This window comes from Lentzea aerocolonigenes (assembly GCF_000955955.1).
Taxonomy (GTDB): Bacteria; Actinomycetota; Actinomycetes; order Mycobacteriales; family Pseudonocardiaceae; genus Lentzea; species Lentzea aerocolonigenes_A.
In genome coordinates this window covers 1-20,817 of the sequence record NZ_JYJG01000259.1, presented here as the reverse complement: position 1 = coordinate 20,817, position 20,817 = coordinate 1, and the positions used below count along the sequence as shown (strand labels likewise).

20 protein-coding genes are annotated in these 20,817 nt (G+C 67.4%); 8 read left to right on the top strand and 12 right to left on the bottom strand.

The genetic code is table 11. The features are described 5' to 3' along the window. Positions 1 to 10: 10 nt before the first annotated feature. A complete protein-coding gene (locus UK23_RS30500) occupies positions 11 to 1,435 on the bottom strand; it encodes a glycoside hydrolase family 28 protein (RefSeq protein WP_045315136.1) in 1,425 nt (474 codons plus the stop codon). 143 nt (positions 1,436 to 1,578) lie between these two features. Here UK23_RS30500 and UK23_RS30495 point away from each other — a divergent pair, with 143 nt between their 5' ends. After that, entirely contained in the window at positions 1,579 to 2,541 is a 963-nt protein-coding gene (locus UK23_RS30495) for a helix-turn-helix domain-containing protein (RefSeq protein ID WP_231114747.1), read from the top strand. Here the strand turns inward: UK23_RS30495 and UK23_RS30490 are convergent. From UK23_RS30490 to UK23_RS30475, 4 genes are all read right to left on the bottom strand, one after another. Beyond that, complete coding sequence (locus UK23_RS30490; protein WP_045315134.1) at positions 2,535 to 6,230, bottom strand: S8 family peptidase; 3,696 nt, start codon at positions 6,228 to 6,230, stop codon at positions 2,535 to 2,537. The two genes, UK23_RS30495 and UK23_RS30490, sit on opposite strands and share 7 nt — an antisense overlap. Positions 6,231 to 6,402: 172 nt before the next feature. Further along, positions 6,403 to 7,035, bottom strand: coding sequence for a lamin tail domain-containing protein (locus UK23_RS30485; protein ID WP_045315133.1), 633 nt, complete (start codon positions 7,033 to 7,035; stop codon positions 6,403 to 6,405). Positions 7,036 to 7,148: 113 nt separating this feature from the next. Continuing rightward, positions 7,149 to 7,655, bottom strand: coding sequence for a lamin tail domain-containing protein (locus UK23_RS30480; RefSeq protein ID WP_052685199.1), 507 nt, complete (start codon positions 7,653 to 7,655; stop codon positions 7,149 to 7,151). Positions 7,656 to 7,814: 159 nt separating this feature from the next. Next, positions 7,815 to 8,123 carry a helix-turn-helix domain-containing protein gene (locus tag UK23_RS30475; RefSeq protein WP_045315132.1) on the bottom strand — a complete coding sequence of 103 codons (309 nt, stop codon included), beginning with the start codon at positions 8,121 to 8,123 and terminating at the stop codon, positions 7,815 to 7,817. A 255-nt stretch (positions 8,124 to 8,378) separates the two neighbouring features. On the opposite strand from UK23_RS30475, the gene UK23_RS30470 reads away from it, so the two are divergent. From UK23_RS30470 to UK23_RS30450, 5 genes are all read left to right on the top strand, one after another. Then, positions 8,379 to 8,789: a nuclear transport factor 2 family protein gene (locus tag UK23_RS30470; protein WP_045315131.1), complete on the top strand. Its 411-nt coding sequence runs from the start codon at positions 8,379 to 8,381 to the stop codon at positions 8,787 to 8,789. Next, complete coding sequence (locus UK23_RS30465) at positions 8,786 to 9,403, top strand: ScbR family autoregulator-binding transcription factor (RefSeq protein WP_045315130.1); 618 nt, start codon at positions 8,786 to 8,788, stop codon at positions 9,401 to 9,403. The genes UK23_RS30470 and UK23_RS30465 overlap by 4 nt, the downstream gene beginning before the upstream one ends. A gap of 98 nt (positions 9,404 to 9,501) precedes the next feature. Beyond that, positions 9,502 to 10,734 (top strand): ATP-grasp domain-containing protein, encoded by a 1,233-nt coding sequence (locus UK23_RS30460; protein WP_045315129.1) that lies wholly within the window; start codon positions 9,502 to 9,504, stop codon positions 10,732 to 10,734. Positions 10,735 to 10,803: 69 nt separating this feature from the next. Further along, positions 10,804 to 12,078 carry a serine/threonine-protein kinase gene (locus tag UK23_RS30455; protein ID WP_052685198.1) on the top strand — a complete coding sequence of 425 codons (1,275 nt, stop codon included), beginning with the start codon at positions 10,804 to 10,806 and terminating at the stop codon, positions 12,076 to 12,078. A 621-nt stretch (positions 12,079 to 12,699) separates the two neighbouring features. Beyond that, entirely contained in the window at positions 12,700 to 13,110 is a 411-nt protein-coding gene (locus UK23_RS30450) for a YkvA family protein (protein WP_045315128.1), read from the top strand. On the opposite strand, the gene UK23_RS30445 is transcribed toward UK23_RS30450, so the two are convergent. The 4 genes from UK23_RS30445 to UK23_RS30430 form a co-directional block, all read right to left on the bottom strand. Continuing rightward, positions 13,107 to 13,766, bottom strand: coding sequence for an HAD family hydrolase (locus UK23_RS30445; RefSeq protein WP_045315127.1), 660 nt, complete (start codon positions 13,764 to 13,766; stop codon positions 13,107 to 13,109). The genes UK23_RS30450 and UK23_RS30445 overlap by 4 nt on opposite strands. Positions 13,767 to 13,788: 22 nt before the next feature. Then, a complete protein-coding gene (locus UK23_RS30440) occupies positions 13,789 to 15,090 on the bottom strand; it encodes a wax ester/triacylglycerol synthase family O-acyltransferase (RefSeq protein WP_052685197.1) in 1,302 nt (433 codons plus the stop codon). A 61-nt stretch (positions 15,091 to 15,151) separates the two neighbouring features. Next, a complete protein-coding gene (locus UK23_RS30435; RefSeq protein WP_045315126.1) occupies positions 15,152 to 16,051 on the bottom strand; it encodes an anti-sigma factor RsbA family regulatory protein in 900 nt (299 codons plus the stop codon). A 105-nt stretch (positions 16,052 to 16,156) separates the two neighbouring features. Next, positions 16,157 to 16,975: a hypothetical protein gene (locus UK23_RS30430; protein WP_156213482.1), complete on the bottom strand. Its 819-nt coding sequence runs from the start codon at positions 16,973 to 16,975 to the stop codon at positions 16,157 to 16,159. 163 nt (positions 16,976 to 17,138) lie between these two features. Here UK23_RS30430 and UK23_RS30425 point away from each other — a divergent pair, with 163 nt between their 5' ends. Next, entirely contained in the window at positions 17,139 to 17,876 is a 738-nt protein-coding gene (locus UK23_RS30425) for an alpha/beta fold hydrolase (protein ID WP_045315124.1), read from the top strand. Here the strand turns inward: UK23_RS30425 and UK23_RS50660 are convergent. The 3 genes from UK23_RS50660 to UK23_RS30415 form a co-directional block, all read right to left on the bottom strand. Beyond that, complete coding sequence (locus UK23_RS50660) at positions 17,873 to 18,049, bottom strand: DUF397 domain-containing protein (protein ID WP_082115092.1); 177 nt, start codon at positions 18,047 to 18,049, stop codon at positions 17,873 to 17,875. The two genes, UK23_RS30425 and UK23_RS50660, sit on opposite strands and share 4 nt — an antisense overlap. After that, on the bottom strand, positions 18,024 to 18,875 hold the full coding sequence (locus UK23_RS30420; RefSeq protein WP_045315123.1) for a helix-turn-helix domain-containing protein: 852 nt from the start codon (positions 18,873 to 18,875) through the stop codon (positions 18,024 to 18,026). The genes UK23_RS50660 and UK23_RS30420 overlap by 26 nt, the downstream gene beginning before the upstream one ends. A 65-nt stretch (positions 18,876 to 18,940) precedes the next feature. Then, on the bottom strand, positions 18,941 to 19,480 hold the full coding sequence (locus tag UK23_RS30415; RefSeq protein WP_045315122.1) for an MOSC domain-containing protein: 540 nt from the start codon (positions 19,478 to 19,480) through the stop codon (positions 18,941 to 18,943). Positions 19,481 to 19,744: 264 nt separating this feature from the next. On the opposite strand from UK23_RS30415, the gene UK23_RS30410 reads away from it, so the two are divergent. Next, positions 19,745 to 20,740, top strand: a complete 996-nt coding sequence (locus UK23_RS30410) for a LacI family DNA-binding transcriptional regulator (RefSeq protein ID WP_045315121.1) — start codon at positions 19,745 to 19,747, stop codon at positions 20,738 to 20,740. The last annotated feature ends 77 nt before the right edge of the window (positions 20,741 to 20,817 follow it).

Below are 20,817 nucleotides of genomic sequence, written 5' to 3'. Positions count from 1 at the left end.
GGGGTTCTCCTCAGACCTTCTTGCCGTTGATGGTGACGTTCGTGAACGTGGTGCCGTCAGCGTTCTTGAGGCTGGGCTTGGCGGTCGTGACTCCTGTGAACGTGCTGTTCGAGATCGCCACGTTCCTGATGTGCGACTCGGACATGCCGTCCAGCGTGACCGCGGTCTTCTTGACCCCGTTGACGGTGAAACCGTCGGCGGTGATGTTCTGCACCTTGGGGTTCACGATCGGGCCGTAGCCGGGGCCGGTGAGGCTGTAGTTCAGCGTCACCATGATCGCCTCGCGGTCGACGTCCGTTGCCTTGATGCGCCGGGCGTGGATGTTCTCCACGGTGCCGCCGCGCCGCTTGTTCGTCTTGATGTACAGCACGTGGAACGGTTTGTACGAGGAGCCCTTCTTCACCGTGCAGTCCTGGAAGAACACGTTGCGCACGCCACCGGACATCTCGCTGCCGACCGTCAGCGCGCCCCAGCGGCCCTCGAACGAGCAGTTCTCGATGACGATGTTCTCGCTCGCCACACCCACGCGCCGGCCGTCGATGTCGCGGCCCGCCTTGATCGCGATGCCGTCGTCGCCGCAGTCGAACCGGCAGCCGGTGATGTGCACGTACTGCGAGGCCTCCGGGTCGCAGCCGTCGACCATGCCGCCACGGCTGTAGACGAAGATGTTGCGGATCGTCACGTTGGTGCACAGCACGGGATGCACGTTCCACATCGCGGAGTTCCGCAGCTGCACGCCGTCGATGAGGATGTTCTTGCACTCGTAGAGCGTCACCATGTTCGGCTTGAGGTAGTGGCCCATGCCGAACTTGCGGTCCGTCACGGGCTTGTTGTCCACGGCCCACTTCTGCAGCTGCTCCCAGTCGGGCTGCCGCTTGTCGTCGTAGTCGAACCACGGTCCGGACGGACCCTGACCGTCGATCAGGCCCGGACCGGTGATCGCGATGTTCTCGGCCTTGCGGGCGTAGATGAACGACGAGAAGTTCATGCACTCGATGCCCTGCCACCGCGTGTAGACCAGCGGGAAGTCCTTGGGATCGGTGGAGAACCTGATGGTCGCGCCCTCGGAGACGACCAGGTTCACGTTGCTCAGCAGGGTGATCGCGCCGGTGAGGAAGCTGCCTTTGGGCACCACGACCTGCCCGCCGCCCGCCGCGTTGCAGGCTTCGATGGCCTTCTTGAACGCATCGGTGTTCTTCGTCTTGCCGTCACCCTTGGCGCCGTACGCCGTGATGTCGAACTTCGCCGCGGGGAACGTGGGCGGGACGATCTTGGCCAGGATCGCGGGCACCTGGTCCCACGGCGACTCGGCCATCGGGATCGCCAGGTGTTCTTCCGCCGACGCGATCGGAGTGGACAGGAACGACCCGGACAACATCGTGACACCAGCGGTGGCACCGGCGACTTTGAGGAAGTCGCGGCGGTTGGGCTCCATCGGCCGTCCTTTCGCACGCATGCGTTTGCACAACAAGCTGCGGCGGCGGCAAATGAGAAGGATGTGTAAACCTTTTCAACCGATGTCTACACCTCGTTCCGGCCCCGCGTCAACGGATGCCCGAAGTCGGCATACTGGCTTGTGTGCTCGGATTGCGTCCGGCGGAGCTCGCGGTTTACGAGACGCTCGTGGACTCGTATCAACTCGGTGTGACGGAGCTTTGTGTTGCCACAGAACTGGCTGAGCGGGTCGTTCGCACCGCGTTGGGGTCCTTGACCGATCTGGGTTTCGTGCACCACGTCAACGGCCTGCACACGGCCGTCGCGCCTGATGTGGCGCTGGCCGCGTACTTCCTGCGCTGTGAGGACGACCTGCGGCGGGACCGGTTGCTGGCCGGCGAGCTGCAGGTGCGGTACGAGCGGGCGGCCGGTGTGCGCGCTCCCGCGGACCTCGTCGAGGTGGTGCACGGGGCCTCGGCGATCTCTCAGCGCGTCGACCAGGTGATGCGGACAGCTCGGCACGAGGTGCGGTTCGTGGACAAGCCCCCGTACGCGAAGCCGCCCACCTCCTTGCATCCCGTCGAGGAGGAACTGCTGCAGCGTGGTGTGCGGTTTCGGGGGATCTACGAGCGGCAGGCGCTGGAGCTGCACGACTTGCGCGCTGACCTGGAAATGGGGCTGTCGCTGGGGGAGGAGGCGCGGGTAGTGGCGGTGGCGCCGACGAAGATGATCCTCGCGGATGCCCACCTGGGGCTGATCCCGTTGCACAGCACGGAGACGGTGCTGGAGAGCGCGGTCATCGTGCACCGGTCGGCGTTGCTGGACTCGCTCGGCGCGTTGTTCTCGCGGTTGTGGGAGGACGCGGTGCCGCTGGCCTTGCCCGGTGAGCCGACCTCCAACGAGATCTCGATCGCGGATGCGCGGCTGCTGGCGTTGCTGGCCACCGGGCTGCCTGATCGGAGCATCGCGAAGCAGCTCGGGTTGAGTTATCGGACGTTTCAGCGGCGGCTGCACCGGTTGATGGACGAGCTGGGCGCGCAGACCCGGTTTCAGGCGGGTCTGCGCGCTGCTGCTCGCGGTGCCAAGTCCTTGCTGCCTCCTCAGTGAGTCTTGAAGGCCTTCTGGATGGTCTGGGTGACGGTGTTGCCCGCGCCGTCCCTGGCTTCGGTGCGCAGCCAGACGTCACCGGTGGGCTGGTCGATCGTGACCTGCCACCGGTCTCCGTCGGGTTGCGTGGCCGCCTGCTGCCACTTCGCGCCGTCCGCCGACCACTGCACCTTCACCACCGTGATCGGCACGCTGTTCGTCGCGCTGACGTGGTAGACGAACGGTTTGCCGGCCGGTGCGGAGTTGGTGAGGTCGAGCGGCAGGTCGTGGCGCAGCCGGATGAGCGGCTGGAACTGGCAGGTCGCGGCGCCGTCGTGACAGGAGTAGCCGCGCGGGGGAGGGTTCTGCGACCGGTAGGACTGGAACGTCCAGCTGGTCTCGGTGCGCGAGGCGAGGGTGAACAGCACGGGGTTGATCGCGCCCGCCACGGCTCCCGGCGCCTGGGTCTCGACCGTCTCGAGACGGTAGTTCGCCTTCTCCGGCGCCAGTTGGAAGGTCGGGTAGAACGCCAGTGGCCGCGGGTCGGCCGGGATCTCGGTGTCTCCCTTGAACAGCCGGACCTTGGTCGTCGTGAAGAACTTGCTGTTCTGGTAGGGGTTCGTGTAGTGACCTGGGTTGTCGTCCGTCCATTGCAGAGCCGGGACGAACGTGTCTCCGGTGCGGCAGTTGGAGCAGAGCTGGCGCCACGAGTCGCCGGCCGCGGGATAGCGGGCCGGGTGGTCGGACTGCAGCTCGATCGCGGTGCTGTGCATCGGACCGGCGAACCACCTCTCCGCCGCGGGAGGTGCACCCGTGCGGAACACGTTCTCCTGGAACATGGTCATGGCCGCGCGTTGCCCCTTGGCGTCCGTGCCGCTCAGCGTGACGTGCCGCTTCCAGACGATCCTCTCGTCACCGGGCCCGATGTACTCCGTCCAGGCGACGGGCGGGGTGAACGTCGTGCCGCGCAGGATCTGCGACTGCCACAGGCCGGTCGGGAACGGGTACCACGTCTTCTGCACGGTCAGGCCCGGCTTGTCGGCGTGGTAGGAGGTGTCGCGCTTGACGAGGCCGGCCGGGTCGACCGTCCGGCGGTGGTCGGCCGGGATGCCGTTGGCGTCCAGGAAGCTCAGGTTGAACACGGCTTCCGGGGCCGGCCTGATGCTCAGCCTGATGGCGGTCTGCTTCGCCAGGAACTCACCGTCGGCGTTGCCGATGCTCAGTGACGGCAGCGCGGTGCTCGCGAGTCCGGTGAGCGGGAGCGCGCCAGTCTGGTCCACATAGGACAAGACGGCCTTCTTGCCTTCCTGTGCCGCTGCGGTCGCGGCGGCGTTGGCGGCCTTCACCAGGTTGGCGGGAGTGTCGGCCCTGAGCTTGACGACCTTGATGCCGTCGGTGATGTCGCCCGGCCACCTGGAGACGTCACCCTCCGCCTGCACCGTCCGGCCGCCGGAGGTCAGGGTGATGGTCGTGGTCTGCAGGGTCACGTTGTCCTGCAACGAGATCGCGCCCTTCTTCGCCGCCGCGGCCGGGGTCGTGTGGACCTCCCACGGCGCGGAGCCCAGCACGGCGGCCGTCTCCACGATCAGCGGCAGCTTGTCGCCCTCGGCGGGGAGCACGCGGCGCATGGTGACCGTGCGATCGCGTTGCTCGGCCGGGTTCGGTGGCACGACCTCGACGGGAACCGTCTTCTGCGCGTCCAGTGACACCTCATGGGCGCCGGTGATGGTCAGCTCCGGTGCGGCGAGCGCGGACCAGCGCCGTGTGGTGGCGGTGTTCTCGGTCGCCCAGCTGACCGCGGAGTAGCGGCCGCTCGGGACGTTGGCGAGGCCTTCTCCGTTCACGACGTCGAAGTAGTAGCTGACGGTGTCGTCGAAGGGGTCGTTGACGTCGTCGCCGCCGTTGGAGTCGTCGATGAGCTGGCCGAACGCCGGGGCCGGGGGTTTGCCGGTGGCGTCGCGGACGTGGACCGACACGGGGAACGTCTGGGGTGCTTCGTAAATGCTGACCGGGGTGCGGAGGGTGGTCGCGGGGCCGGTGGCGGTGATGGTGCCGCCGTAGACACCCGCCGGGCCCGCCTCGGGGTCGACGGAGAGGGTTGCCGTGGCCTTGGCGTGGGCAGGGATGGCGAGGCGACTCGGGGCGAGGCTGAAGGCGGTGGTGGGCTTGCCGTCCCAGCCCTTGAGGGCGGTGGTGAGATCCAGGGTGAGCGGGGTGGCGGAATCGTTGGTGTAGCTCAATTCTCGAGTGATGGATCCACCTGGTCCACGCTCATACCTTCCGAAACTCGCGGACGCGGTCGCCGTGGCCTTCTGCGTGACCGCGCGCGCGACGTCCAGCCGCCCGGCTCCCTGCTCGTGCCAGGCCATCCCGACATCCGCCGCACTCGTGACCAGTGCGTTCTTCAACGTCTGCGCGTTCCAGTCAGGGTGCTGCTGAGCCAGCAACGCCGCCGCCCCCGCGACGTGCGGCGTGGCCATCGACGTTCCCGAAGCGGCCGTGTGGAGGTCGTCGACCGGAGCTCCCATCGACGTGCCGGCAGCACGCGCCGCCACCACTCCGACGCCAGGCGCGTTGATCTCCGGCTTCACCAGCGCGTCCCCGATCCGCGGACCGGTGCTGCTGAACGGCGCCAGCTTGTTCTGCCGGTCGACCGCGCCGACCGTCAGCGCCGAGGCCGCGGCACCGGGAGACGTGACCGAACGCCCTGCTGGGCCGTTGTTGCCCGCCGCCACCACGAACAGCGCGCCGGTTTCCGCGGACAACTGGTCCACCAGCGCGCTCAGCTCGTCGGAGCCGTCCGTGACGTCTCCGCCGAGGCTCAGGTTGACGATCTTCGCGCCCGAGCGGGCCGCCCACTCGATGCCGGCCATCACCTGCGAGGTGTCGGCCTCGCCCGCGCCGTTGAACACCTTCGCGATCACCAGCTGAGCGCCTGGGGCGACTCCCTTGTACTTGGCTCCGGTGCCCGCGACGATCGACGCGACGTGCGTGCCGTGGCCGTGCCGGTCGGTGACGTCCGGTTCGTCGGAGAAGTTCTCCGTCGCGGTGATCTTCGCCGCGAGGTCCGGGTGGCCGGTGTCGACTCCGGTGTCGACGACGGCGACCGTGACGCCGGTGCCGTCCAGGCCCCGCTGCCACGCTTCCGGCGCGCCGATCTGCTTCGTGGTCTGGTCGAGCGCGACGTGGATCGGCCGGTCGAACTTCAGGCGCGTGCCGGACTTGGCGCTCATGTCGAGCGAACGCCAGAACTCCCGCGCCTTGGCCTTCTCGACGTGGACGCCGGACGCGTTGAGGCTGCTGATCCTGGTGTGGGCGCTCGCGGAGAAGCCGCCGGTCAGGAGCACCGGGACGGTGGAGGTGCGGTCGTCGGCCTGGCCGGCGCGGACGAGTTCGGTGACGTTGAAGAGCGTGCGTTCCACCGTGCCCGAGGTCAGCACGCCCATCGCGTCGGACGGGTAGACGAACAGGCCGTCAGGCGTCGTCATGGTGTGGAAGATCGGCTCTTCGCCGTCCCTGGGCGCGGCGTGGATCTGGGCGAGTTTGCGCCCGTCCGAACGTTCGGTGTAGTCGACGACGTCTCCGGTGATGAGCGTGATCCGGTGCGAGGCCTCGGATGTCTGTTCGGGTGGTTTTGGTGCCGCTGCGGACGCGGGTGGTGCGACGAGCGTGGCCGCGGCGATGACGAGTATCGCCAGGTGTCGAATCACGGCGCCCTCCTCCGGTGATCAGGTCACAGCAGGATGAGGGGCCGCAAATCGTTGGGAAACAGGCGGAAGCGGCGGTTAGTCGCCGATGGCGACTACGCGCCACGCGCGGAAGTGCCCTGGCCGTCGAGGGGCGACGGCCAGGGCACGTGGGTGCACCCGATGGATGGATCTCTTAGAAAGTGCGTTCCTGCAGCGAGAAGTCGCGCTGGTTGTTGTTGGTGTCCTGGTTCAGCAAGTTGCGCGTGTTCGAACCGGCGAGTTGCGCGGTGCGCTGGTTCTCCGGCTGCGCGTGCACGCCTTCCTTGGCGGCGGTGACGGGCGCCGAGAACGCGACGCCGTCGATCTTGAATGCGGTCGGCGAGGTGCCGCCGAAGATCGCGACGCCGCCGAGGGTCGGAATGCCCTCGGAGCCGAGGAAGCGCACCGGGAGAACGTTCGGCGTGGACGTCGTGCCGGAGAACTCGGCACCGGTCAGCACCAGCGTGCTGCCGACGTTGTTCATCGGCGCCAGCGTGAGCGGCTGGCCGGTCACGTCGGTCAGCGGAATCGTCTGGATGACCTCGTTGCGCTGGTTGTAGATCCGGATGACCCAGTTGGTCAGCTCGATCTGCTCGTTCGTCGTGTTGACGATCTCGATCGCCTCGTCGAGCGCGCCGTTCGGGCCCATCGTGGAAACTTCGTTGATCAGCACTGCCGGCAGCTGCATGACCTCGGGAGCCTCGGGCTCGTCAGCGGCCGCCACACCCGCGAACGCGATGGTGCTCGCGATTGCGAGTGCAGCGGCTCCGCCCAGCAGTCGACGCATTTCACTGTCCCTTCGAGAAGACAATCTCGGTGATTTCTCATGCGGCGTGTCTCGCCGCCGGGACTGACTTTGCTCGCTTTCCTTCGGCCCCGAAAGGGGCCACTAATGTTTAGCTACTGATTGGTTTCGCCGGGAGACGGAATTTGGCAGGCGAAGTCGTCGGCGTTGTGATCGCTGTCCCTGGAAGCGCTGTCGCGGCCGAGTGAAGAATCGGCACACGGTTTAGCGGGGCTGTCTTCGCGGCACGGTGAGGACGACGTCAGGCCCACGCTGTCGGTGTGCGCGCCGTGCCGGTTTCGAGTGATTACGCCAGAGCCGTCCACGGTGTCCACCACGAGGCCTGTGGGCACGGTTCCGCTGAACGCGGCGCCCACTATCAGGAAGTATTCACCCGGAGGTAGGACGGTGTTGGGTGGGATGGTGCCGAGGATTCGCGAGGCGCCGCCGGAGCACGTGTGGACAGACCATCCTCCGACGTCTGCCGCAGTCGTGCCGGTGTTGCGCAGTTCGACGAATCCCGCGCTCCCGAACGAGATCTCGTTGACTTTGACCGCCGAGACGCCCGGCGAAGTGCCGACCGTGGTACCGACGAGTAGCAAGAAGGCCAAGAAAGGTGTCACAAGACGAAGTCTGGCCCCCTGTACGTGGTCGCACAGGGGGCCAACAAGGGGCCAAAGACCCTTCCAGCCTGGGACTTACGGGGAGGGGCGGCGCCACGGCGGCCGCCGGCACCACCCCTCCCGCGGGCGGGCAGACCCCTGCCGCCTGCCCGCACTCCGCTAGTCGGAGTGGTCCTCGTTTCGCGTCCTGCGAGATTCCCGTTCGACCAACGCGGCCCGGTCGACCTCCGCGTGCGGCACGTCGAGCGCCGCGCTGATCCAGGCACGCCAGTAGGGGCCGGGAATGCGTTTACCGCGTTCCCATCTCGACACTTCTTCACGGGTGACGCTGTCGTTTTGTGAGATCTCGCACAACAGGTCCGCGAACTCGCGCTGGGTGAGGCCCTGCTCTCGCCGCGCCTGAGGAATCAAGGCGGTAATCGGCGGGGTGTCCTGGTGCTCGTGGGCTTGACGGACTGCCTTGAGCACGGTTCTGCTCCGTTTCGGTGAGATGACGGGTGCGTCATCCACCCTGCCTCAGAACCGCGAAGTCCGGTCCCGTGCATTGCGGTGATACCGGCGGTCGTTGAAAGTTCGAGTACCACCGGAATCGTCCGATCGGATGTTTGGGTGAAACGCAACTGGTCCAATGGGGTGTGCGCACTCACAATGTGCGCCCCTCGCTAGTGTAAGCAGGGCCGGGATCGTTGCGGTAGCAATGACCGGGATGAGAAGGTGGAGAAAATGCTCTCGACGGTCGAAGTGGTGCAGGTGTTCCTGGCGCGGCTCGCGGCACAGGACGCATCCGGCATCGCGCGGTTGTGCGCACCGACCGTGGAATGGGAGGCGCCCGAACCCGGCGGCCTCCGCTGGGCACCCGGCCCGCGCACCCGCCGCGAGGTCGAGTCCCAGTTCCTGACCCAGTTCGCCACGTTCGACCTGGAACAGCTCTCGGTGCGCCAGGTGATCGTCGACGGAGGTGACGCGGCCGTGGTCGGCTCGGCGCGCTGGCGGGTGCTCGCCACCGGTGACCAGGCGGAGGTGCGGTTCTCCGCCGTGCTCTCGGTGCACCTGGGGGAGATAGAGCAGTACTGGCAGCTGCCGGACACGCTGGCCGTGGCGCTGGCGACCGGCGCCGCGCGGACCGGGGCATGAGCGTCAAACGGCAGAGATCGACACACACGAGGGCCAAGCTGCTGCGGGCGGCGGCCGAGGTGTTCGACCGCGACGGGTTCAACGGATCCAGTCTCAGCGCCGTGTGCGCGCGTGCCGATGTGTCGAAAGGTGCGCTGTATTGCCATTTTCGCTCCAAGGAAGCGTTGGGCGTCGCGATCATCGAGGAGCAGTCGCTGCTGTGGCACCGGTTGCGCGACGAGCAGCTCGCTGTCGAGGAGTCGCCGATGCAGGCGCTGATCGCGATGTCGTTCGAGTTCGCGCGCAGGCTGGACTCGGATCTGACCGTGCGGGTGAGCGCGAAGCTGTTGCGGGAAGCGGTGTTCTTCGACGTCGCGGCCGCCGCGCAGGTCGTCGGCTGGATCGCGGTCGTGCGGGAGCTGCTTTCGCTGGCGCAGCAACGCGGTGAGGTGAAGGCCGAGGTGAACGTGCGGCACGCGGCCGAGCAGATCGTCGCGGAGCTGCTCGGGCTGCAGTTCGTGGCGCAGGCGCTCAGCGGCGGAACGGACCTGCGGCTGCGGCTGCAGCGGGTGTGGCGCGCGTCTTCTGGCTGTCTGGTGACAACTTCTGTCTACGAGACGTTGCGATTCGAGTGACGGTCGTCTCGACCCAATCGAGACAGGAATGCCTGGTCACGCCCGTGCCGTTGTGCTCCTCGTTCGGAAGATGTCTTTACGATCTTGGAGGAGCAGCGGTGGCGCACATCGTCGTGGTGGATCCGTACTCGGCCGGCAAGGGCATCGCGCCCGCGTTCGCCGAGCGTGGTGTCGAGGCGATCGCGGTGCTGACCACTCCCGAGCCACCAGCGGGGCTCGCCAAGTCGTGGATCCCGGAGAACTACCGCGAGGTGCACGTCCTGTCCGACCTCGACGAGCTGGCCGCGAAGCTCGCCGAGCACTCGCCGATCGCTGTCGTGCCGGGCACCGAGACCGGTGTCGAGACGGCCGAGGCGTTGTCCGAGCTGATCGCGCCGGGGCGTTCGAACGTGCTGTCGCTGTCGTCCGCCCGCCGGGACAAGTGGCAGATGGCCGTGGCGTTGCGGTCGGCCGGTGTGCCGCACCTGCGTCAGATCAGCTCCGACAACATTGCCGAGGTGGCTGCGTGGCTGCGACGTGAGGGCCTTGAGAGTTCGCCGATCGTGCTGAAGCCGCAGGAGAGCGGCGGTACGGACGACGTGTTCGTCGCGCAGCCCGGTGAGGACTGGCGGGCGAAGTTCGGCCGGATTCTGGGGAGCGTCAACAAGCTCGGCCTGCGCAACGACCGCGTGCTGGTGCAGGAGCTCGCCGTCGGCACCGAGTACGAGGTGGACACGTACTCGATCGACGGTGCGCACGGGCTGGCCGCGGTGTGGCGCTACGCCAAGGAGTGCCGCGGCGATCGGCTCGGCATCTACCTGTCGAACACGCTGGTGCCCGCGGACGATCCGGTGGTCGACGTGTTGTTCTCCTACGTCTGCCAGGTGCTGGACGCGACCGGAGTGCGCAACGGGCCCGCGCACGTCGAGGTGATGATCACGCCCGACGGCCCTCGGTTGATCGAGATCGGCGCGCGGCTGGCCGGTGCCGAGCAGCAGGAGCTGACTCTCCTCGGTGCTCGCGAGAGTCAGATCACCCGAATGGTCCGCCACCGAGTGGATGACTCGTCCGACGTGTCCCGATACACGCAGCACCAGCACGTGAAGTCCGTCTACCTGTCTTCACCCGCCGCCGGCGAGTTGGGCAACGCGGTGCGGTTCGACACCTTGGACTCACTGCTGCCGAGCTTCCAACGTGCGGTTTTGCCGTACGGCGAGGGCTCGCGGGTGCCGCGCACCATCGACCTGTGGACGTCGCTCGGTTACGTCGTGCTGGCGAACACCGATATCTCGGTACTGGAACGCGACGAGGCACTCGTGCGCGAGATCGAGGCCGGACTGATCGTAGTTTGATCTTCAGGTCGGCCGGGTAGCCGGAATTCCACGCGACCCGTTAGGTTGCTGCGCGACGAGCGGAGGCCAATGAGCGCACCTTGGGACGGCGACCTGACCGGCGCGGTGATCGACGACCGGTATGTCGTCGGCTCGCTGCTCGGCTCCGGTGGCATGGCCGAGGTCTACCGCGCCTTGGACCGTTCGACCACGTCCTCTGTTGCGATCAAGATCTTCAGCGGGCCCGGCCTGCCCGACGACGAGCTGCGGTTGCAGCGCGAGGCGTCGATGCTGCTGACGCTGGACTGCCCCGGCGTGATCCCGGTGTACGACTCGGGCATGCTCGCGCGCCGGCCGTACTTCGTGATGCGCGAGATCACCGGCGGCACGTTGCGCCAGCGGATGCGCGAGCCGCTGCCGCCCCGGTTCGTCGCCCGCATCGGTGGTCAGATCGCTTCGGTCCTGCACCACGTGCACGGGCTCGGCGTGGTGCACCGCGACATCAAGCCGTCGAACATCCTGCTGGAAGACGAGGAGAAGCAGGCTTATCTGGCGGACTTCGGGCTCGCGCTGGTCGCCGAGGTGACTCGGGTGACCACGTCCGGGGTGCTGGTCGGGACCGCCGGGTACCTGTCGCCGGAGCAGGTGCGCGGCTCGACGGTCGGGCCGCCTTCCGATGTCTACGCTCTGGGCCTGGTGCTGCTGGAGTGCCTGACCGGACGCGCCGAATATCCCGGTGGCGATGCCGAGGCGGCGCTGGCTCGCCTGGCGAGGTCGCCCCGGATTCCGGTCGACCTGCCGTTGGCCTGGGTGTCGTTGTTGTCGGCGATGACCGAGATGGATCCTCGCCGTCGTCCCACCGCCGAGATGTGCGCGCAGTCGCTGGCGGCTGCGCACGAGGTGAGCCGCGGGTTGCCGGCGTTGCTGCCGGACGCGGCGGTGTCGGCTGATCCGCTTGAAGTGCCTGAGCCACGGGTTCGGTCTCGGCGGGGCAAGCGTTTGGCGATCACCGGGGCTGCGGCGGTGGCCGTTGCCGCCGTGGCGGTGGCGGTGGTGAACCTGGGTGGCGGCGGGGGTGAGGCGCCTGCGGCTGACGAGAAGCCGCTGCCCGGGCCGTCGACGCACGTGGTGACCGTCGGGGCGTCGACGGTGACGGTGACCCAGACGCCGGGGGCGCCTGGTGCGCCGCAGCCGGGCAACTCGTCGGCGGGGAGCACTGCCCCGAGTGGCACGAGTTCCCCCGGGGCTTCGGAGTCGAGCGTGGTGCCCACACAGGAGCCGACCAAGACCACGGACACGACGAAGCCGACCAAGGACCGCGACCCCGGCAAGCCGACCAAGAAGTCGGACGGCCCGAAACCCTGACCCACTGCTCGCCGCTCGCGATGAAGGGAACCTTCATCCACGTGTGGTCCAGGGCCTCGGCAAGTCGTTCGTGCTGGTCGGGCGTGTGCAAGTACCACCAATTCATGATCGAATCGCGGTTTGCCACTGAGCCTTTCCCATCCTGATTCTGCGGGGTCAGGCGCTTCGCCGCGATGGATGTGCGGGCGACGTCGTTCAGCTGCGCCTGAGGCGGGTTTGACGGTGGGGGGTGGCGGATGAGATCGCTCTCACGGTGTGTCGTGGTTCGACACGCCGTGGCTGCGGCTGGTTGGTTGTAGGTGAGGTGATCACCGGGCGGTCAGGGCGGCACTTTTCTACAACCAACTCAAGATCACATGCCTGGCCGCGTACCGTGGGACTCCACCGGCGAGTCGGAGCCCCGCTTCCGCCATGAAGGGCGCTTTCATCCACCTGAGGTCCATGAAGGTTCCCTTCATGGCACACGCAGACCGTGCATACCAGGCATATCAGACGTAAGTCTGATGGTGCGCTCCCGCCGGGTGGTCGACTTTGCCGGGGCCTTGCACCTGTGGTCGATGAAGGCGCCCTTCACCGCGGACGAGTGGGGTGCCATGCGCGCTGAGTTGCTTGGGGAGAGCGATGACCGGTTCGTTCTGGTGGGACCTGCTGATCGGCATCGCCATCGCACTGCTGGCCACCTGGCTCGTGCTGGTGATCGCGTTGGTCGTTGCCAGGCCGCGCGGCGGGTTGCTGAAGGAAGCGTTGCGAGTGCTGCCGGACGTGTTGCGGCTCGTGCGGAGGCTCGCCGCGGACCAGGAGTTGCCGCGCGGCGTACGGGTGCGGCTCTGGCTGTTGCTGGTCTACCTGGCGATCCCGATCGACCTGATCCCGGACTTCATCCCCGTGCTCGGGTACGCGGACGACGCCATCATCGTCACAGCCGTCCTGCGCGGCGTCGTGAAAAGAGCCGGGCTCGATGCGGTCCGGAAGCACTGGCCGGGGAGCGACGACGGGTTCGCGGTGGTCGTGAGGCTGGCGGGATTGAGCTAGGCGTCGGTCACGGCGGCGAACGGCAGGTCGGACAGCTCGGCGCGCAACGTGTCGAGGTCCCCGTACACCGCTGAGGCGCCCCGGTCGACCAGTTCGTCCTCGCCGAAGCCGCCGGTGAGCAGGCCGATCGACGGCAGGCCTGCGCGGCCGGCCGCCTCGCAGTCCCACACCGAGTCGCCGATCACGACCGCGCGAGAGCTTTCCACCTTGCGCAGGGCCACCTGGATCAGGTCCGGGGCCGGCTTCGAGTCGTCCACGTCGTCGGAGGAGGTCCAGGCGATGTCGCCGGGGTCGAGGAGCTTCAGGTAGTGCTCGACGTGCTTGCGCTTGCCCGACGATGCCAGGACCACGGCAAGGCCCAGATCGGTCGCGGCGCGGATCAGGCGGTGCGCGCCTTCGAAGGGCTGGATCTCGTCGATCATCTCGTCGAAGTGCCGCTCCCAGGCGTCGCGCACGGCGTCTCCGTGGTCCCGTTCCACCTGGTCGCCCGCTACGGCGGCCACCAGGCGGTCGCCGCCCATGCCGATCGAGCGGTGCACCTTCCAGCCGGGCACGGTGATGTCGACGCTGCGGAAGGCGCGCAGCCACGCCACCGTGTGGTGGTAGTTGGTGTCGACCAGCGTGCCGTCCACGTCCAGGACCACGGTGTTGCTCATGGCCCAGGGTTTTCCCGGGCTCCTACCTCGGCAAACCCACCAGCTCGCGGGCGTCCTGAAGGGACGACACCTCGCGTCGCAGCACACCGTCGAGCCACTGCGCGTCGGACATCCACGACTGGTTGGTGTTCAAACAGACGTGGACGGAGGACCGGTACACGGACAGTGCAACGCCCACGGCGTGTCCGGGGGCCACAGGCGCGACCGGGTACATCTCGCACAGAGCGGCACCGTCGAGAGACAGCGGCACCGAAGGCAGCGGCACCGACGTCACCAGCGTGTCGAACAGCAGCGGCGCACACCGGGCGGCGACCGGAGCGGCCAGTCGGTGCACGAGAGGCGGCACCTTGTCGGCGAGCAGCGGCAACGCACCCGCGCCGCGGTCGGGACCGGCGGCCTTGGCCGACTCCATCTGGGCACGAACGTTCTGCAGCCGCTCCACCGGATCCGCGATCCCAACCGGCAGGGACAACAAGAACCCGGAGATCGAGTTGCCGGAAGAACCGTCACCAGAGCGTGAGCGCTGGTTAACCGGGATCAGAGCCCGCACGACCGAGTCGGGGGAGGCACTCCCGTGTGCGGAAAGCCAGTGCCGCAACGCACCCGTGACCAGGGCGAGCAACACGTCGTTCACCGTGCCGCCGTGCACACGCCGAATCCGGTGCACGTCCGCGAGATCCAGGCGCGACATCACCACCCGGCGTGGCCGCGAAGAAGAGGTGAGCACCGGCGAGTTCAGCGTCGGCGGCCGCGTGTTCATCAACACCGACGAGGCGATGTCGATCGTGTCCTTGATCCCGCGCAACGACGGCAGCGAAGGAATGATCGACTTCGCGACCACCGGCGAGGAAACGTCCGCATTGGACAGACGCGACGGGTCGAACAGCTGAATTCCCAGGCCAACGGCCTTCATGCCGTCACAGAGCGAGTGGTGCAGCTTCGCGACGACGGCGAACCGGCCGCCCGCGAGACCGGTCACGACGTGCAGCTCCCACGGCGGCCGCGCGAGGTCCAGCGGCTGGGCCATCAAGTGCGAAACCAAGGTGGCGAACCGCTCCCGGCCGCGCACGTGGTGCGTGAAGACGTGATCCTCAGGCGCGAAGCCGGGATCCTCCACCCAGCGCGCACCGCCCAGCAACGACGTGCGGGCTCGTTGGCGCAGGCGAGAAATCTCGGAAGCGCGTTCGCAGAGCACGGCGGCGATGCGGGCCGGATGCACCGGAGTGGACGGTGCGAAGGTCGCGACCGCGCCGAGGTGCAACGGGTTCGCGTTGCCTTCCATGGCGAGGAAGGCGATGTCGAGGGGGGAGAGGTGGTCTGTCATAGATGTGCCAGGAAAACAGGTCCGCGTGTCGAATGCATTTCGATGAGATGGCGGTGACTCTCTACCGGCCCAAGTACACTCGAACGGTGGTACCGCTGTGACTCGTGTGGGTGCGAACCAGGTCACACAAGAGGTTCACCATCACGATCCCGAAGCCCGACAGGCCGGTGAACGACGGCGGGAAACCAGTGCCGGAGTCGCTCACCTCACACACGATGGTGTCGCCCTCGCGCCACATCCGCAGCACCCCGCGCCCCGACGCGTGCAGGATGCTGTTCGTCGCCAGCTCGTTCACCGCGAGCACGAGATCCTCGACCTGTTCGCGACGCAGCCAGTTCGCGTACGCCGTCACGAGCTTGCGCATGTGTGCGAGCGTGCCGACGGAGAAGTTGTGCTGCTCGGCGGACATCGGCGGCGGCGGTAACGGCACGTTGTAGATGTCGACCAGCCCGGCCGGATCGGTGTACCACTCGCTCGCGATCCGCCGGGCCCCGTCGATCACCACCGGGTGTGTGCGCCGCGCGTCCTCCAGCACGTGTTCCGGCAACGAGCTCGCGTCGTAGGGGCACAGCAGAGTGCCGCTGCGGCCCTCGAACGCCGTGTTGATCAACGCCTCGTGCTGCACGCACGCCGGGTACTCGAGCTCGCTGCGGCCCGGCCACACCGGCTCGCCGACCATGCGGACGCGCAGCTGCGGGGCGCTCGCGCTGAACGCCATCAGCACGCCGGGAATGATCCGGCCGGGGTTGCGGCCGGCCTCGGTCATGTCGATGAAGTGCACCTGGTCGGCCTCGCCACCCAGTTCTCCGCGCAGCAGAGCGATGCTCGCCTCCGATACCGCCACCAGCACGGGCTCGCCTCTGCGCACGCCGTCCGCGACGAATCTGGCCGTGCCGGCGAGGAAGTCGTCCTCGTCCCGGTAGAACAAGGCCTCGTGTGCGAACGGAGTAGCGGAGTACATCGGCTTCCCGGTGGGATCGGCGGCGGAGGCAAGCCTTCATTCTGCTACTCGTAACGGTGTTACGGCGGGGGCCAGGCCGGTGGTTTGTTGTGGAACGCGAAGCGGTCAAAAGGTGAACGTGAAGTCCGCTGGACCCCCGTTCAGGCTGTTGCGCATCTGCCATTGGCGTGTGCCGTCGACGATCCGCACGACGCCGATGGTGTCGATGCCGTCGCCGTTCCAGTCGCCGGTGAGCTGACAGTCGGTCTTGCCGTTGCCGAAGGTGAAGTTCCGGTTGGCACTTCCCGCGCCGGCGCTGTCGCGGAGCTTCCACTCCAGCCCGGTCGCGCGGTGCGTGGACCCGATGCCGTCCCCGTTCTTCCCGTCCCAGTCACCTGTCTGCGGCCCGTCACCCTTCGCGCCGTGGTTGAAGATCGTGAACGGCGACCCGGCGTCGGGCGTTTGGCGCAGCTGCCACTGCAGGTTGTTGCCCGAGTTGCGAACGGCTCCGATGCCCTCTGGACCTCTACCGTCCCAGTTGCCGGTCACCGGGATGTCGGCCGCGCTGGCGCCGAACGAGAAGTCGGCGTCCGGAGCGCCGAGCTCCAGCTCGTTCTTGAGCTGCCAGCGCAGGTTCTTCGAGGTGTTGAGCACGACGCCGACGCCGTCCCCGCTCTTGCCGTCCCAGTCGCCGACGACCGGCATGGCGCCCTTGGGCCCGAACGAGAACTGGACGTCCGCGGCACCCGAGCCGGGTTCGTTGCGCAGGAACCACTCCAGCCCCGCGCCGGACTCCTGCACGATGCCGGGCCCGTCGACGCCGTCACCGTTCCAGTCGCCGCTGATCATCCACTGGTCGCCGAACCTGCAGAGGCTGCTGAACGTGCTCACGTCGTCGGCCGGGGTGGGCGCGATGAGGATCATTGCCAGGATCAATGTCTTCATGGCGCTCATCAGAGCGCGTCTCAGTCGTCTCGTTTCGAGCACTGGACGTAGGTGACGGCTCGTCACGCGTACGGCCGAACCCGTTCGGTGCCGTCTCATGTGGATTCAAAGTGCGGCCTGGGAACACTCCCATCAGACTCGCACAGTTGGGAGGTGGCGGCCGATGATCCCGCATCACACGCTGACCGGCCCGGACGACGCGCCGGTGCTGGTGCTGGGCAACGCACTCGGCACGACCACCGAGCTGTGGCGCGAGTTCTCGCCGCCGTTCCGGTTGCTGCGCTTCGACCACCGCGGCCACGGGCTCTCGAACGCCGTGCCGGGGCCGTGCACGATCGAGGCGCTGGCGAACGACGTCGTGGAGCTGTTGGACCACTTGGGACTCCGCCAGGTGTACTACTGCGGCGTGTCACTCGGCGGCATGGTCGGGATGTGGCTCGCCGCGCACACCGACCGGATCTCTCGGCTGGCTCTCGTCTGCACGGCCGCCTGGTACCCGGACAAGACCATGTGGGACGAACGGATCTCGACGATCCGCGAGCTCGGGATGGAGCCGGCCGCGGACGCGATCGTGTCGCGCTGGTTCACGCCGTCGTTCTCGCCCGCCGTCGTGTCGCACTTCCGCTCGGAACTGCTGAAGGTCGACGTGCCGTCGTACCTCGCCTGCGCCGAAGCGGTTCGGGACATGGACCTGCGCGCGGACCTCGCGAAGATCGACGTGCCGACCGTGGTGATCGCGGCCGCGCAGGACCACGCGACGCCGCCGGACGTCGTGCGGCACATCGCGGACGAGCTGCGCGACTCGGATCTCTACATCGTCGGCGACGCCGCACACCTGGCGGTCGTCGAGGCACCGAGAACGATCTCGGTGATCCTCGACGGGCACTTCTGGAGTGACTAGACCAGCCAGTTGACCAACGCGCGCCAGGCGGGCGTGGAGAACGCGAGCACAGCGCCCGCGGTGTTCTTGGAGTCGCGCACGAGGGCGTCCTGGGTGAGCGAGACCTCCACGCAGTTGTCGTCACCCGTGCCACCGCTGTAGGTGCTCTTACGCCAGGTCCGACCGTGGTTCATGAGGTTCCTCTCGCAGTCCGCTGACGTACTCCGCCAGCTTGCTCCGCGATTGTTCCTCATCCAACGCGACGGCATCCAGCCGCTGAAAGAGCTTCCTGGTCCGTTCCACCGCCGCCGTGTCCTGCGCGAAGACCTTCGCGGAAGTCGTCGAGTTGAAGACAACGGGGGCGACCTTCTTGAACTCGTACAGCACACATGCGCTGTGTAGGACGGCGCTGGTGACGTGTACGGGCACCAGCCGCAGGACGTGCGTTTTGAAGAGCATCCGCCGGTACTGCTCCTCCATGATCCGGTCGTTGCCGAACCGCATCCGAAGCGCGAGCTCGTGGACGTAGAACACACATTCGGGCCGGTGTGGGCGTCGCATGATCGCCTGCCGTTCGATGCGCAAATCGACCCACCGCGGGATGCTCTCGGGCGTCTCGATGCCGGTTTCGACGAACAGCGTGTGTGCGTAGTCCCGAGTTTGCAGAAGGCCGGGCGCCGTCATGACGTCGTAGCTGATGATCTTGGTGGCCATCGACTCGGTCAACGCGAGGGTGCGGAGGTTGTCAGGTACCTGGGCGAAGTAGAGGTCGAACGCGTGCTGGTAACGGCGGCGGAACTCGTCGTAGTAGTCGAGATCCTTGCCGCACGCCGTCAGGTACTGGATGAGGTCGAGCTCGCTCGCCCGTGCCTTGCCGTGCTCGATGGTCGAGACTTTGCTTGGATCCCAACCAAGGCGCACGGCGAACGAGCGGCCGTTGAGGCCCGTGCAGGTCTCGCGCAGCAGGCGAAGCTCGTCGCCCAGGTCCCTGCTGTACGCGGTGGATGTGATGACCGTCATGAGCTTGGACGCTAAGCCTTGGAGTTAATTCAAGGACCAGCTCGTTCGGGTGAAAACGGCCCTGCTCACACCTTTTCGAGCGGCTTGTGCGGCTCAGGCGGCAGCACGACGCGGATCTCGTCACCGGGACTGACCACACCACCGACGAGCACCACGGACATGATCCCAGCCCGGCGGATCAGCTCGCCGTTCGCCCCCTTGCTCACGACTTCCTTGAGCAGCCCCTTCGAGAACCCGTCGATCTGCACGCACGGGTTGCGCAGCCCGGTCACCTCGACGACGGCCTGAGGTCCCAAGTGGAGCAACGTCCCGGTGGGCAGGCCGAGCAGATCGATGCCGCGCGTGGTGACGTTCTCGCCGATCTCGCCGGGAGCCAGCGCGAACCCCTTGCCGCGCAGCTCGTCGAACAGCTCGGCGTGCATCAGGTGCACCTGCCGCAGGTTCGGCTGCGTCGGGTCGGCCGCGACCCGGGACCGGTGCTTGACCGTGACGCCCTGGTGGACGTCACCCTCGACACCGAGCCCTTCGAGCAGCGTGATGCTCTCGCGGACGGGCTTGGTGAACGTGTACTCCTCGTTGCGGCACACCGCCGTGACAACCCCCATGCCCCCGATTGTGCACGATCACCGCGGAGCAGTCGGGATGCTCCATTCGCAGCAGTGATACCGGAAACGCGGACTCGATCAAGACGTCTCAATTCATGTCACCTGATCGGGCCTCACCTGCGAGAATGACCGAAGCCGTGGAAACGCTCCCACGAAGTTCCGGCAAGAGTCTTGACTAATCCTCACATCAGGCTGTTGACTCCGTCACACCTCGTCGGAACCGGTACCGAAACCGGTTTCAGAGGCGGCGGAAGGAAGTTCGGCATGCGTGTCACGATCGCAGAGGTCGCCCAACGCGCCCAGGTGTCCAAAGCGACCGTGTCACGTGTGCTGAACGGTAAGCCGGACGTCGACGCGAGCACGGCCCAGCGCGTTCGCAAGGTCATCGACGAGATCGGGTACGTGCCGAGCGCGCGTGCCGTCGGTCTGGCGCGGGGTCGCACCCGCACGGTCGGCATGCTCGCGCCGAGCCTCACGTGGCCGTGGATGGGCGAGGTGCTGCAGGGCATCGTCGACACGCTCGAGGCCGACGGCTACGGGCTGCTGCTCTACACGATCAACCGCGGACCCGAGTCGCTGAACCAGTTCGCGAACCACGTGTCCGCCAACGCTTTCGACGGCCTGCTGGTGATAGAGCCGCCGGACACCCTGCACTACATCTCCACGCTCTACCGGGCGGGCCTGCCGGTCGTCATGATCGACGATCGCGGCTCGCACCCGGAGTTCCCTTCGGTGACGACGACGAACCGGCAGGGAGGCGCGGATGTCGCGAGGCATCTCGTCGCGGCCGGTCGCCGCAGGTTCGCCGTCGTCACCGGACCACCGCACTTCGGGTGCACTCAGGCGAGGCTGGACGGGTTCCGGCTCGCTTTGGCGGAAGCGGGCCTGACGCTGCACCCGGACCTCATCGTCGACGGCGACTTCACCACCGAGGGTGGAGAAGTCGCCGTCGACAAGCTCCTCGCGAGCGGGATCCCGTTCGACGCGGTGTTCGCGCACAACGACCTCTCGGCGGTCGGCGTGCTGCGGGCGCTGCGCGAGGCAGGCCGGTCCGTCCCCGAGGACGTGGCGGTGGTCGGCTTCGACGACGTCCCGGTCGCGGGGCACACCGAACCCCGGCTGACGACGATCCGCCAGCCGTTGCAGGAGATGGGCGCCGCCGCCGCGCGGATGCTGCTCTCCACGCTCGAGGGACAGCCGATGCCCGACCACCCGCTGGTGCTGCCGACCTCGTTGATCGTGCGCGAATCCGCGCCCTGACCCACCTGCAACACCACAACTGAACGGACGCACCGGGCCTCGCACTGTTTGGGCGTCTGCAAGTACTACCAACTGCG